Origin of the sequence: Pantoea sp. SO10 (assembly GCF_005281435.1) — a bacterium.
GTDB classification, from domain to species: Bacteria; Pseudomonadota; Gammaproteobacteria; order Enterobacterales; family Enterobacteriaceae; genus Pantoea; species Pantoea leporis.
This window is the reverse complement of sequence record NZ_CP040095.1, coordinates 2989884-3002915: the sequence shown is the minus strand read 5'-3', so window position 1 is coordinate 3002915 and position 13032 is coordinate 2989884. Positions and strand designations below refer to the sequence as shown.

At 56.4% G+C, this 13032-nt stretch carries 11 protein-coding genes; 1 reads left to right on the top strand and 10 read right to left on the bottom strand.

All coding sequences use genetic code 11. The features are described 5' to 3' along the window. Window positions 1-62: 62 nt before the first annotated feature. Genes FCN45_RS13910 through FCN45_RS13875 form a run of 8 tightly spaced genes read right to left on the bottom strand, consistent with a single transcriptional unit; the run spans window position 63 to window position 7989 of the window. Window positions 63-1025 carry a ribokinase gene (locus FCN45_RS13910; protein WP_101763542.1) on the bottom strand — a complete coding sequence of 321 codons (963 nt, stop codon included), beginning with the start codon at window positions 1023-1025 and terminating at the stop codon, window positions 63-65. After that, window positions 1025-1918, bottom strand: coding sequence for an allose kinase (alsK, locus tag FCN45_RS13905; RefSeq protein WP_137386251.1), 894 nt, complete (start codon window positions 1916-1918; stop codon window positions 1025-1027). Before alsK ends, FCN45_RS13910 begins: the two co-directional genes overlap by 1 nt. Next, window positions 1915-2607: a D-allulose 6-phosphate 3-epimerase gene (gene alsE, locus FCN45_RS13900; RefSeq protein WP_061717928.1), complete on the bottom strand. Its 693-nt coding sequence runs from the start codon at window positions 2605-2607 to the stop codon at window positions 1915-1917. The genes alsK and alsE overlap by 4 nt, the downstream gene beginning before the upstream one ends. After that, a complete protein-coding gene (locus tag FCN45_RS13895; RefSeq protein ID WP_101763544.1) occupies window positions 2607-3656 on the bottom strand; it encodes an ABC transporter permease in 1050 nt (349 codons plus the stop codon). The genes alsE and FCN45_RS13895 overlap by 1 nt, the downstream gene beginning before the upstream one ends. A 16-nt stretch (window positions 3657-3672) precedes the next feature. Continuing rightward, on the bottom strand, window positions 3673-4662 hold the full coding sequence (locus tag FCN45_RS13890) for an ABC transporter permease (protein WP_101763545.1): 990 nt from the start codon (window positions 4660-4662) through the stop codon (window positions 3673-3675). Beyond that, the gene (locus FCN45_RS13885; protein WP_110866694.1) at window positions 4655-6160 is read right to left on the bottom strand and encodes a sugar ABC transporter ATP-binding protein; all 1506 of its coding nucleotides are present in this window, start codon (window positions 6158-6160) and stop codon (window positions 4655-4657) included. Before FCN45_RS13885 ends, FCN45_RS13890 begins: the two co-directional genes overlap by 8 nt. Window positions 6161-6162: 2 nt before the next feature. Next, entirely contained in the window at window positions 6163-7146 is a 984-nt protein-coding gene (locus FCN45_RS13880; RefSeq protein WP_110866506.1) for a substrate-binding domain-containing protein, read from the bottom strand. 12 nt (window positions 7147-7158) lie between these two features. Beyond that, window positions 7159-7989 (bottom strand): DeoR/GlpR family DNA-binding transcription regulator, encoded by an 831-nt coding sequence (locus FCN45_RS13875; protein ID WP_101763547.1) that lies wholly within the window; start codon window positions 7987-7989, stop codon window positions 7159-7161. A gap of 488 nt (window positions 7990-8477) precedes the next feature. Between FCN45_RS13875 and FCN45_RS13870 the strand changes: the two genes are divergently transcribed. Then, window positions 8478-9551, top strand: coding sequence for a DUF1176 domain-containing protein (locus FCN45_RS13870; protein WP_110866507.1), 1074 nt, complete (start codon window positions 8478-8480; stop codon window positions 9549-9551). A gap of 92 nt (window positions 9552-9643) precedes the next feature. Here the strand turns inward: FCN45_RS13870 and ampH are convergent, their stop codons facing one another. Together ampH and tkt are read right to left on the bottom strand one after the other, a co-directional pair. Then, the gene (gene ampH / locus FCN45_RS13865) at window positions 9644-10813 is read right to left on the bottom strand and encodes a D-alanyl-D-alanine-carboxypeptidase/endopeptidase AmpH (protein WP_137386250.1); all 1170 of its coding nucleotides are present in this window, start codon (window positions 10811-10813) and stop codon (window positions 9644-9646) included. Window positions 10814-10959: 146 nt separating this feature from the next. Then, window positions 10960-12969, bottom strand: a complete 2010-nt coding sequence (gene tkt, locus FCN45_RS13860) for a transketolase (protein ID WP_110866508.1) — start codon at window positions 12967-12969, stop codon at window positions 10960-10962. Window positions 12970-13032 lie beyond the last annotated feature (63 nt).

Here is a 13032-nt window from a genome sequence, read left to right as displayed (position 1 = left end):
GTAGCGGCGCGATTCATCGCGCAATAAATTGCGCTGCTACAGCAATGTGTGGCCAATTTGCCTTAAACACACTCTCCCAACGTTTCCGGGACACATTGCGGATACGCCTGCAATCTTGCCAGCGCTTCGGCATACGAAGGCATCGAGTGCGCTGCACCGGAGCGTTCCACACACAGCGAAGCATAAGCTGAAGCAAACAGCGCCGCCTGTGGCAGTTCATCGCCGGAAGCCAGCCGCGCCGCCAGTGCGCCATTAAACGCATCGCCCGCGCCGGTGGTATCCAGCGGCTGAGCCGGAAACAGCGGAATACGCAGCGGCGGCTGGTCTGCTACTGACAGCAACGCACCGCAAACCCCCAACGTAATAATCACCTGACGCGCCCCTTTACGGTGCAGCTTTTCTGCCGCTTGCTGCGCGCTGGCGAAGTCGGTGACCTTCACGCCGGTCAGCTGCATCGCTTCGGTACTGTTAGGCGTCAGCAAATCCACTTTTGCCAGCAGCGCATCGGTGACCTTCTGCCAGGGCGCGGGATTCATTATCACAAAGGTGCCGCCGGCGCGCGCGTTGTCGATCATGCGCTGGATGGCGCTGAGATTATTCTCCAGCTGCACCAGCAGAATATCGGCTGCCGCAACGGTGGGTTGGCAGCGCGTCACCTCGGCGGCTGTTACGGTGGTGTTCGCGCCGGGATAGACCGAAATCATGTTCTCGGCATCGTCCCCGGCGACATAAATCAGCGCATTGCCGGTCGGTTTCTCCTTGCAGGTAAACAAGGTAATGGCATCGAAACCGGTCTTTTCCAGATGGCGACGCGCAAACATGCCGAAGTCATCATTACCAATCTTACCGATATAGTGCACGCGCGCGCCGGCGCGCAGCGCGGCCGTCGCCTGGTTCGCGCCTTTGCCGCCCGGTCCCATCATGCTGGTATGGGCGGTGAGCGATTCGCCCGGCATTGGAAAGCGGTTCATTACCGCGACTACGTCGAGGTTGAACGAGCCAAACACACACACTTTTCCTTTCATCATGCACTCCTGAACAGACGTTCGGCGGCTAAACAGGCACCGCGACAACCGGTGTGGTCGGTGGATTGGCTAAACACGATCTTCAAACCCTCACGCGTGGCGGGTGGACGAAGATGCTGCTGAATCTGGCTGCGCAGCTGTGCCAGCGGGAAGTCCGCCATCGCCAGCACGCCGCCGCCCAGAATCAGGTATTCCGGATCGAGTATGTTCATCTCGGTGGCAATCAGTTGCGCCAGCCGCTGTACAAAAGCCTGCAGCTCCGGATGCTCACGATGCTGGGTAAACAGCGCCGACATGTTGGTTTCCGGCACATGGGTGCTCGCCCAGCCGCTCAGCCAATGGCCCGACGTCACGGTTTCCGCACAGCCACGATTGCCGCACGGGCAGGGCAGATGGTTGCCGGCAACAGGCACATGACCCAACTCACCCGCGCCACCGTGTTGACCATGATAAAACTGGCCGTTAAGCCACAGGCTGTTGCCCATGCCGGTGCCGGGATACAAACCCACCGCGCTGTCTGGCAACTGCTCCAGCTGCAGTAAATCCCACAGCATCAGATGGTTAACATCTTTGTCCATCGCCACCGGTACGCCAAGGCGTTCGGTGAGGCGCGCGGCAACCGGTTGCTGGTCCAGCGCCTGAATAAACGGCAGCGAAATCACCTGCTGGCGGTCACGGCTAAGAATGCCGGGTAATCCGAGCATCACGCCGCTAACTGGCTGCTGCTCCAGCGTTTCGCTGATTAACTGGCCCAACGCGTTAAGCGCATCAGGCTGCTGCGCCCAGCTGGCCGTCGGCACTTTACGGAAGCTCGACCAAACGCGCTCCTCTTCCATCAGCTGCAGACGTGTGCCGGTGCCGCCAATGTCGATACCGAGCCAGCATTTTTTCATGCGGATACCTGCGCCAATCCCTGAGCCTCATCAATGCTTTCGCGCATCATATTCCAGGCGGTTTCCAGATCGTCGTGAATATTGAACAGACCGGAGGTGCCGACAATCAGCACTTCTGCGCCCGCGCCGACCAGCGTGTTGTAGGTGCGGGTGTTACAGGAACCGTCGATCTCAATCAGATATTGATAGCCGTTGGCCTGCTTCAACGCTTTCAGCTCCTGTACCTTCTGCACCATTTCCGGAATAAACGGTTGTCCGGCGTAGCCGGGATCCACCGTCATCACGGTGATCTTATCCACCAAATGAATGTAGTGGTGGATAAAGGAGACCGGCGTAGCAGGATTAAGCACCACGCCAACTTTCTTGCCGAAGCTGCGGATCATATTGATCACCCGGAATGCATCGCGGTTGATGGTTTCGGCGTGCGGGCAGATGTAATCGGCACCCGCTTTGGCAATCACTTCTATGAAATCGGTGGGCTGCTCGACCATCAAATGCACATCCAGCGCCACTTTGGTGAACGGGCGAATCTGCTCAATAAAGAACGGTGACAGCGTGATATTTTTCACGTAGTGACCATCCATAATGTCGATATGCAGGAAGTCGGCGCGGGAGTCCAGCACGGCGAGCTGGTGCTTGATCTCCATCAGATTCATACACATCAACGACGGGGAGACTTGAATACGCATCATACTTCCTTTTTTTCGGTCAAAGGGTTAAGCGCCGCCGCCAGTTTGCTGAGCTTGACGGCACGATGTTCGTTAAAGCGAGTTTTGAATTGTTTGAAGGCCAACACCACAATCAGCACTGCGCCCCACATTGCCAGGCTAACGTGCTGGCTGATGTTCATCAGGTTGAAGCCGGTGGAGAGCACTTGCAGTGCGATCAACGCCAGCACTACGCCGGTCACGCGACCAAAGCCGCCATTCGGGTCGGTGCCGCCAAGGATAATGGCCAGCACCGTCAGCAGCAGATACGCATCGCCGTAACCCATACGCGCCGAGTTGAAGCGCGCCATCATGATCAAACCGGCCAACACGCACAGCAGGCTGGAGATGACGTACACCAGAATCACCATGCGATGCGTATTGATGCCGCTAAACCAGGTGGCGTTGATGTTGCTGCCGCCCATATAGATGCATTTACCGGCGCGGGTTTTGCCGAGGAACAGCGCCAGCAGCGCGGCGGCAAACAGGAACACCCACAGCGGCAGCGGAACGCCAAGCAGCGTGTTGGAACCGAGCGCCTGCACCACCGACGGCATGCCGCTGACGGCCGCGCCTTTGGTCAGCCAGATGCCGATACCGTTCAGCGTCATCATGGTCGCCAGCGTCACCAGAATCGGGTGCGCACCGATGCGCGTCACCATCACGCCGGTAATCACGCCGATCACCGCCGCAATCAGCATCGCGCCGATAATCGCAATAAACAGCCACAGCAGTTGCATGCCAGTGCCGGCATCGGCGGGCAGGGCGCGCATCAGCGTCCAGGCGATAAACAGCGCCGTCAGGTTGGCGGTGGCGATGATCGCCAGATTCAGTCCGCCGCTGAGAATGGCGATAAACATCGCCAGCGTCAGCAAGCCCAGCTCGGGCAGCTGAAATGCCATGCTCATAAAGGTCGAATCAGTGAGAAAGCGGCCCGGTAACATGACGGTGAAGATCGCCAGCGCCAGCGCAATTAACAGCATCAGGCCGATATTGGTGCCGTCCGGACGCAGAGCAGAGAGTGATTTCATGTTGATGCGGCTCCCGTTAGACGAAACTGACATCAGTTTCTTTACGTTTTTTGTAGTGAGTCACGGCGATGGCCACCATGATTACGCCGCCCACCACGATGTTCATGAAGTAGTTGGAGACGCCAATCAGGTTGAGGCCGTTCTTCAGGATGGCGATAAGAAAGACACCCATCAGCGTGCCGCTCACCGTGCCTTTGCCGCCCATCAGGCTGGCACCGCCCAGCACCGTGGCGGCCAGCACATCCAGCTCGCCGCCGACCAGCGCATTTGGCACCACTTCGCCCATGCGATAGACCTGCACCAAGCCGCCAATCGCCGCCATGGCACCCAGCCAGCCATAGGCGAAGACATGAATCAGACCGACGCGAATACCGATGCGGCGCGCCGATTCCGCATCGCCGCCCACCGCATACAGTTGGCGACCGAGATTGGTTTTGTTCAGCAGCAGCGCGGTAAGTCCGGCAATCACCAGCATGGTCACCAGCGGCAAGCCAATCTGGAAGCTGTTGCCTTGCCAGGTGAATGGCAGCACGCTGCGCAGCGTGATCCACCAGTCCGGCAGCGAATAGAGGCTTTTGCCGCCGGTTACCCACATCAACAGGCCAAACAGCAGCGACTGCATGCTGATGGTGATGATGATTGAGACGACGCGCAGCGTGGTGATCAGCAGGGCGTTGATCACGCCAAACAGCGTGCCGCACACCACCGCCAGCAGGATGCTGAGCAGGGCGTTATCAAACTGGAACTGCACAAACAGCGAGGCGATCAGGTATTGCACCACCGACGCCACCGCAGCAAAGGAGATATCGATGCCGCCGGTCACCAGCACCACAAACAGGCCGAGGGCGAAGATGCCGGTCACAGCGTAGCTTTCTGCCAGATCCAGCAGGTTTTGCACCGTCAGAAACTGATCGCTGGCGGCAGAGAAAAACACGATGAACGCCAGCAAAACCCAGGCCAGCCAGCCCTGGCTGGAACTCGGACGTAAACGAGAAAAATCAGGCATTGATCACCTCCGCCAGCTGCTGTTGCTCAACGGTATCGGGTTGGTATTCGGCATGAACGGTGCCATCACGGAAGTGCAGGATGCGGTCGCAGTTATACCAAACCTCCGGCACTTCGTCGGAAATCAGGATGATCGACAAACCCTCTTTCGCCAGCAGATGAATCAGTTGATAGATGCTGGCTTTAGCGCCGACATCCACGCCAACGGTGGGCGAATCGAGGATCAGGATGCGCGGCTGGGTCAGCACCCATTTCGCCAGCACGATTTTCTGCTGGTTGCCGCCGGAGAGCGTGGAGATGGCCAGATTGGGATCGGCAACACGCACGCCAAGCTGCTGAATCCACTGCAGGATCAGCTTGTTCTTGCGGTATTCATCAATCAGGTGGAAACGGTTTTGCAGCTTGTCGAGAATCGGCAGCACCATGTTGTCGGCCACCGATTGTTGCTGCACTAAACCCAGGGTTAAGCGATCTTCGGAGACGTAGCCGATGCCGGCTTTGATCGCATCTTCGTGCCCACGGAAGCGCACCGGTTTGCTGTCGAGCCAGATCTTGCCGCTGTCCGGTTTGGTCATGCCAAACAGCGACAGCGCCAGTTCGGTGCGTCCCGAGCCTAAAAGGCCGCACAGGCCCAGCACTTCGCCCTGATAGAGTTTGAAATTAACGTCATGGTATTGTCCGGCGCGCGTCAGTTTTTCGACTTCGAGGATCAGGCGATCGTCATGGCGCGTCGGCGTTTTCAGCTGATAGTCGAGCTTCAGGCCGGTCATCAGCTCGGTCAGATGGTGCGGCGTCATCGCTTTTGCGGGCCAGCAGCCCATTTTGCGGCCGTCGCGGATCACCGTCACGCGATCTGAGATCTCCAGCACTTCATCCAGTCGATGGCTGACAAACACCACGCAGATGTTTTTGTCTTTCAGGTAACGTACGGTGCGCAGCAGCTGATTCACTTCGGTGCGCGTCAGCGACGCCGTCGGCTCATCCATGATCACCAGCCGCGCATCGGCGACCAGCGCGCGGCAGATCGCCACCTGCTGACGCTGCGCAATCGACAGCGACGCCACTTTCTCATCGAGATCGAGTTCAAACTTCAGTTCATCAATGATGCGCTGCGCGGTTTCACGCAGTTTGGCTTTGCGGTGCCAGCCGAGCAGGCTATTCAGGTTGTGCTCGAAGGCGATGTTTTCCGCCACGCTGAGGTTGGGGAACAGCGACAGATCCTGATAAATCACCTGGATACCGAAGTCACGCGCCTGGCGAGTGGTCAGACGCGGAAAGCTCGGGCCGTCGCCCAGCGTGATGCGGCTGCCGCTATCCGGGGCGTGCACCCCGGAAATGACTTTGATTAAGGTGCTCTTGCCACAGCCGTTGGTGCCAGCGAGACAGTGCACTTCGCCAGCCAGTAAGGTCAGCGAGATATCGCTCAGTGCGCGGTTGCCACCAAATGTTTTCGACAGGTTATCGAGCGCAATCAGCGTCTGTGGGATCACCTCATTCATCATTACAGCCCCATTTTCACCAGTTTTGGCAGGTTCTCTTTGTCCAGGCTTTCGGTGTTGTTGCCGAGGATGGTGTGGGTCGCCTCGTCAACTTTCACTTTGCCCAAACCCTCGATGGTCATTCCGTCGGTGATTGGCTCTTTCTTCTGCATCATGTCGGCGATACGCACGAACACTTCGCCTGCGGTCTGCGGGTTCCAGATGTAGCCGCCTTTGATCGCGCCACGCTGCACCAGCGATGCGCCCTGGCCAGGACTAAAGGCACCAATTACGCAGACCTGATCGATCTTGTTACGGTTCATCACCGCGCGACCGGCGCCAATCGGACCCTGTGAACCAAAGGCCATAATTCCTTTCAAATCCGGATACTTGGACATCAGTTCATTAGTGGTGCGAATCGAGTCATCCAGCGATTCGCCGACGCCAAACTTGTCGGTGACCATCTGCATCTTCGGATAGTGTTCTTTCTGATAATTCAGCGCGGCGTCGGTCCACTGCTGGTGCAGCGGCACGGTCAGGCTGCCGACGTACATGGCGTATTTGCCCTCTTCATGCATGCATTTCGCCAGCGCTTTCATATGGTTGATGCCGTGCGTCGGCGCATCCACCAGTTCGAAGTCCCAGTTAGCGCCTTTCTGATCCGGCGATTCGTGGGTGATCACTTCAATGCCGGCATCACGGGCGCGCTTCAGCACTGGTTCCAGCACTTTCGGGTCATTTGGCACCACGCCAATGATGTCGACCTTCTGGGCAATCAAATCTTCGATAGCGCGCACCTGCAGAGCCGGATCGGCCGCCGTTGGTCCCACCATCCACGCGTCAATGCCGCGTTTCGCCGCTTCACTCTTGATGCCCGCTTCCATGGCGTTGAACCACGGAATACCGCCAATTTTCACCACGATGCCCATGCGTAATTTGTCAGCAGCCTGCGCGCCGGAGGCGGCAAACAGGGCGAGCAGAGAACAGGCGATAAGATGTTTTTTCATAAAGACTCCGATTTAATTTTTTATTAGCTGCATAGAATGGCTGCGCTGGGAGCAATCAATAATATTGACGCCGTTCCACGCTAATTCTTGTTCCAGCTCTTTGTCTTTTAATTGGTCAGTAATGAGAAAGTCCACATCGCGATAATGACAAATACGCGCGAATGAGGGCCGCAGGAATTTACTTCCGTCCAGCAGCAGATGTTTTCTTTCCGCTGCTAATAACATTTGCTGTTTTAAATGTGCGTTGTTTTCGTTACCTTCACGTAAATAACCGTCATTGCCTAAACTGCTACAGGAGAAAAAGATCTTATTGATCTGAAATTCCCTGAGCGGTTGCTCGGCGACGACGCCGTGGAAATCTTCATAACGGTCAGAATATTCTCCCCCCAGACAGATGGTGCGGATGCTGCCGCGCGCCGCAAGGGTTTGTACAATCCTGATGGAATTGGTTAATACCGTTAATTCAATATCCGGCAGCTGTCGCGCTAAATACCAGCAAGTGGTGCTGCTATCGAGTAATATACAATCGCCGGGGCTAATGAAATCGAGTGCGCGTTTGGCAATAGCCATTTTTGCATCAACATGTTCATTGACTCTCTGGCGGAAAGATAATTCATACTCGTTAACACCTCGCGTATTTCCCTGAATGTTGGCGGCCTGTCGTTTTGCGGGTACCGCACCACCGTGACTGCGTTGTAACAGACCACGTTTCTCCAGCTGCGTTAAATCACGCCGAATAGTTTCTTGTGAAACCTGACATAACGTGACTAATTCAGCGACAATGACCCGACCATTTAAATTTAATTCGTCAATAATTCGCTGCTGTCTTTCAATCGGCAACATAACTAACCTCCGATGGCTATAAATTACTGGATAGCGCATTTAGAAAGTGTGGGCTGCGCACGAGTCCACAGTCACCAAAACGCCTTAGCTGATTAGAGTGATCTGGATCTGTCTTATATGTAAATGAGATGTCTGGTTATCAAAATTAAGTGATATGTCTCACATAAATAAGCCTAATGGCGCGAAATCCGCGTTCTACGCGCGTTGCAAATCCAAAACATGGATTTAACCTAACATGACCGCTTATGACCGTTTGTGTGTATTTGACCGTTTTGTCATGAGTTAACAAGAGTCCGACGAATCCGATTGAGCAGTAATCGGTCAAAACGGATGATGAGCGCTTGCCCCATCCAGTACCCGTTCGCCACAGGTGACGGCTTTTTCAGCGGTTAACCTCGCTTTTAGGGCCGGCTCACAGTTTAGGCCTGCTGACAGCGTTCCCGTTGCGCTATTATTTTCTTTCCAGGAATTTGGGGACCGATTTTTTGATGTCGTATTGGATGAAGTTACTGCTTTTATTGCCCTTTCTTTTTGTCGCGTGCGTTCAGGCTCAGCCACTGCAAAAGTCATTTTCTGACTGGCAACTGACCTGCAATAACGCGGCTTTTTGCGTGGCACGCAGTTTTCCCGGTGACAACGGCTTAGTGATGACGCTCTCACGTCATGCTGGCGTCAACGATCGTCCCTTGCTGCGTATTGATTACGGCAGCGCCTACAGCGGTGAGCTGCCGGGCGGCCCGCTCAAGGATAACCTGCTACTCGATCAACGCCGTCTCACACCAGACCTTAAACACTGGACGGTGGAACCGCATCATCTGGCGACCAGTAATGCTATCGCCATCGACGAGTTTCTGGCGCAGACGCTGGATGCGCAAAATCTGCAGCTGACCTATAAAGCCAACGCCACCATTCCGCTTAGCGGCATGAAGGCGGCATTACTGTTGATGGATGACGTGCAGGGCCGCGTCAACGGTGCCAGCGCCTGGGTGAAGCGTGGCGACCGCGTGCAGTGGGATGTGCCGCCGCAGCCAGCGTTGCCGGCGTTACCTTCGCCATTACCGCCGCCGCCACCGCTGACGCAGGAAGAAACCAGCGGTTTAATTGATTTTGGTACCTGGCGGGTGAATACCGATAACTGCTCGCTCGATCCACTGCGGCGTGAAGTGAGCGTGTCGCCGCTGACCGACAGCAAAGCGCTGCTGCTGATCAGCTGCGAAACCGGTGCGTATAACGTGATCGATCTGGCCTTTGAAGTGACGCGCACGCAGCCTTATGTATCGCGCGGTCTGAGCTTAACGCTGCCGTTTACGCCGCCGTCACGCGGGGATAATCAGCTGGAGTTGGTGAACGCGGAATTTGATGCCAGCCATGGATTGCTCTACACCTTCAGTAAAGGACGTGGTTTGGGGGATTGCGGCGTGGCAACGCGCTGGCAGTATGACGGCAACGAGTTTGTGCTGGCGGAGTATGCGGAAGAGAAGACCTGCGATGCGTGGCACAGCAGTGAGGATTGGCCAACATTATGGGTTACTGAATCGCAAAATCCGGCGCAGTCGCGTTAATACCACGTGCAGCATTAAATCATTGCACATTCCGTAGCGGCGCGATTTATCGCGCAATGAATTGCGCCGCTACAGCCTGCACCACAACCCAGTTAGCGGATGGCTTGCACCGTCATCGGTGAACCCGATTGATTGCCCACCAGCTCGGTCAGCATATTATTCACGCCATCGCTCATCGGGGTGAAGCGCGTTAACGGCGAGCGAGTCACCACCACAAACACGCCGACGTTGTGCTGCGGCACCATCGCCATATAGGTAATGAAGCCGCCGCCACCGCCGGTTTTCTGAATAATCCCCGGACGACCTTCCTTTGGCCCCATATAGACCCAACCCATGCCCAGCGCATCGGCGCGGCCCGGCACATCCATGCCTTCCACTTTGGTTAGCTGGTCACGACGATAAATCAGCGTTTGCAGGCGATCAATTTGCGGCGTGCGGTGATTCACCGCCGAGTTAAGGAACTGCTGCATCCAGCGGCCCATATCGTCTGGCGTTGAGTAAACGCCGCCGCTACCGATGGCCGCAAGCGTGTTGTTACACGGACTGGCACCTTTCTCGGCAATCATCAGACGCTGACACTGATCCGGTGACGGCGTAAAGGTGGTGTCTTTCATGCCCAGCGGACGCGTTATCAACTGCTGGAACAGTGCTGGATAGGGCATGCCCGCCGCTTTGGCGAGCGCATCGCTCAGCAGATCAAAGCCCAGGTTTGAATAGGCGGCATTGGTGCCTGGCGCGGCCTTTAATGCCGCTCCGCTCAGCCACTGCCAGCGATCGGACCTGGTCGGCCAGACAAACACCGGACGATGCGGTTTACCGCCGGGCTGCTCGCGCGGCAGGCCGCTGGTGTGGGTGGAGAGGTTAATCAGGCGAATCGGCTGGCCGTTATAGCTTGGCACGCGCGCGCCAGGCGGCGCGTATTTGCTCAGCGGATCGTCAAGACGCAGTTGACCGCGTTCGGCCATCTTCACCATCACTTCGCTGGTCATCAGCTTGCTGAGCGAGGCAATACGAATCACCGAATCGGGCTGCGGACGCACGTTGTTGCCGGGGCGCGTATCACCAAAGCTGGCGAAAACCCGCTGATTGCCATCAATCGCCACCAGCGCCATGCCGGTTGCGCCGCTGCCATAGAAAATGTGCTCGGCGTAGCGATCAACAATTTGCGATGCCAACAGCGGATCGGGCGACGACTGCGCCATGCTTTTTAATGGAAGCACTGTAACCATTAAGGCCAGTAAAAAAGGAGTACGTTTTTTCAACGGGTATGCGTCCGCTATAAGAATCGGAGGAAAGCTTATAGTAATCAGTTTGCGCGAGGCGTGAAGGGGGCAGAGCGGATTTTTTTCTGTTTCAGGCTGTGATCAAAAAATGGCCCTTACGCCAAAAAGACGCAGGGCCAGATCGATTAGTGCGGCTTGAGTAAAGCTTCAGTATGGCTGACGATGTTCTCCACGGTGAAACCGAATTCCGGGAACAGTTTGCCGGCGGGGGCTGACTCACCAAAGGTGGTCATACCGACAATCGCGCCATCCAGACCAACATACTTGTACCAGTAATCAGCAATACCGGCTTCGACCGCCACGCGCGCTTTCACGCCGGATGGCAGCACCGATTCGCGATACGCGACGTCCTGCTTATCAAACACGTCGGTGCTCGGCAGCGAAACCACGCGAATCTTGTGGCCAGCAGCGGTGAGTTTATCTGCCGCGCCCAGCGCGATTTCAATCTCCGAACCGGTGGCGATGATGATCGCATCCGGCGTGCCGTTGCTGTCCTGCAGCACATAGCCACCGCGTGCAATATTCGCCACCTGCTCTTTGCTACGCTCTGGCTGCAGCAGGTTCTGACGCGAGAGGATCAGCGCGGTTGGCCCATGATGGCGCTCAACGGCGGCTTGCCACGCCACGGCGGTTTCCACCTGATCGCACGGACGCCACACACTCATGTTGGGCGTAACGCGCAGGCTGGCAATCTGCTCAACTGGCTGGTGCGTCGGACCATCTTCGCCGAGGCCGATGGAGTCATGCGTATACACCAGCACCTGACGCGCCTTCATCAGCGCCGCCATGCGCACCGCATTACGCGCGTATTCGACGAACATCAGGAAGGTAGCGGTGTATGGCACGAAGCCGCCGTGATGCGCGATGCCGTTGCCGATCGCCGTCATACCAAATTCACGTACGCCGTAGTGAATGTAGTTACCGGCACTATCCTCTTTGATCGATTTTGAGCCCGACCAGATGGTGAGGTTACTGGGTGCCAGATCCGCTGAGCCGCCGAGGAATTCCGGCAGCAGCTTGCCAAACACTTCCAGCGTATTTTGTGAGGCTTTACGGCTGGCGATTTTCTGTGGATTAGCCTGCAGCTCTTCAACAAACTTCTGCACTTCGCTACTCCAGTTAGCCGGCATTTCACCGCTCAGACGACGGGTAAACTCCTGCGCCAACTCGGGGTGTGCCTCTTTATAAGCGGCAAACTTATCATCCCAGGATTTCTCGCGCTGCGCGCCCGCTTCTTTGGCATCCCACTGCTGATAAATCTCTTTCGGGATCTCAAACGGCGGATAGTGCCAGCCCAGTTTCTGCCGCGTCAACGCCACTTCTTCTTCGCCCAGCGCCGCGCCGTGCGACTCCTCTTTACCGGCTTTGTTCGGCGAGCCGAAACCGATAGTGGTGCGACAGATAATCAGTGACGGCTTATCGGTGACGCTTTGTGCCTCTTTAATCGCCGCAGCGATCGCTGCCGAATCGTGGCCGTCGATACCTTCTGCGCTACCGATGACGTGCCAGTTGTAGGCTTCGAAACGTTTGTGCGTGTCGTCGGTGAACCAGCCTTCGGTTTCACCATCGATGGAGATGCCGTTGTGATCGTAGAAACCAATCAGTTTGCCGAGGCCGAGCGTACCGGCCAGCGAGCTCACTTCGTGCGAGATGCCTTCCATCAAACAACCATCGCCCATAAACACGTAGGTGTGGTGATCGACGATGTCGTGGCCGGGACGGTTAAACTGCGCCGCCAGCGTGCGTTCGGCAATCGCTAAACCTACCGCGTTGGCCAGGCCCTGGCCGAGCGGACCGGTGGTGGTTTCCACGCCAGGCGTGTAGCCGAGTTCAGGGTGTCCCGGCGTTTTAGAGTGCAGCTGACGGAAGTTTTTCAATTCTTCCATCGGCAGGTCGTAGCCGGTGAGATGCAGCAGGCTGTAGAGCAGCATCGAGCCGTGACCGTTGGAAAGAATAAAGCGGTCACGATCGGCCCACGCCGGATTGTTGGGATTGTGTTTCAACACATCGCGCCATAACACTTCGGCGATATCTGCCATGCCCATCGGCATACCTGGGTGCCCGGAATTTGCTTTTTGTACCGCATCCATGCTGAGTGCACGAATTGCGTTAGCCAACTCTCTGCGTGAAGACATAAGGTTCTCCCTTGTGATTTGGCGATAGCGGATGAGCCAATGCCCATCCGCCATAAGAGTGAG

What these genes read in the sequence shown, in the direction of transcription:
- FCN45_RS13885 (WP_110866694.1), bottom strand. Translation starts at nt 6,160, where the DNA reads ATGAATGAGGTGATCCCACAGACGCTGATTGCGCTCGATAACCTGTCG.
- alsE (WP_061717928.1), bottom strand. Translation starts at nt 2,607, where the DNA reads ATGCGTATTCAAGTCTCCCCGTCGTTGATGTGTATGAATCTGATGGAG.
- FCN45_RS13895 (WP_101763544.1), bottom strand. Translation starts at nt 3,656, where the DNA reads ATGAAATCACTCTCTGCTCTGCGTCCGGACGGCACCAATATCGGCCTG.
- tkt (WP_110866508.1), bottom strand. Translation starts at nt 12,969, where the DNA reads ATGTCTTCACGCAGAGAGTTGGCTAACGCAATTCGTGCACTCAGCATG.
- alsK (WP_137386251.1), bottom strand. Translation starts at nt 1,918, where the DNA reads ATGAAAAAATGCTGGCTCGGTATCGACATTGGCGGCACCGGCACACGT.
- FCN45_RS13880 (WP_110866506.1), bottom strand. Translation starts at nt 7,146, where the DNA reads ATGAAAAAACATCTTATCGCCTGTTCTCTGCTCGCCCTGTTTGCCGCC.
- FCN45_RS13875 (WP_101763547.1), bottom strand. Translation starts at nt 7,989, where the DNA reads ATGTTGCCGATTGAAAGACAGCAGCGAATTATTGACGAATTAAATTTA.
- FCN45_RS13910 (WP_101763542.1), bottom strand. Translation starts at nt 1,025, where the DNA reads ATGAAAGGAAAAGTGTGTGTGTTTGGCTCGTTCAACCTCGACGTAGTC.
- FCN45_RS13870 (WP_110866507.1), top strand. Translation starts at nt 8,478, where the DNA reads ATGTCGTATTGGATGAAGTTACTGCTTTTATTGCCCTTTCTTTTTGTC.
- FCN45_RS13890 (WP_101763545.1), bottom strand. Translation starts at nt 4,662, where the DNA reads ATGCCTGATTTTTCTCGTTTACGTCCGAGTTCCAGCCAGGGCTGGCTG.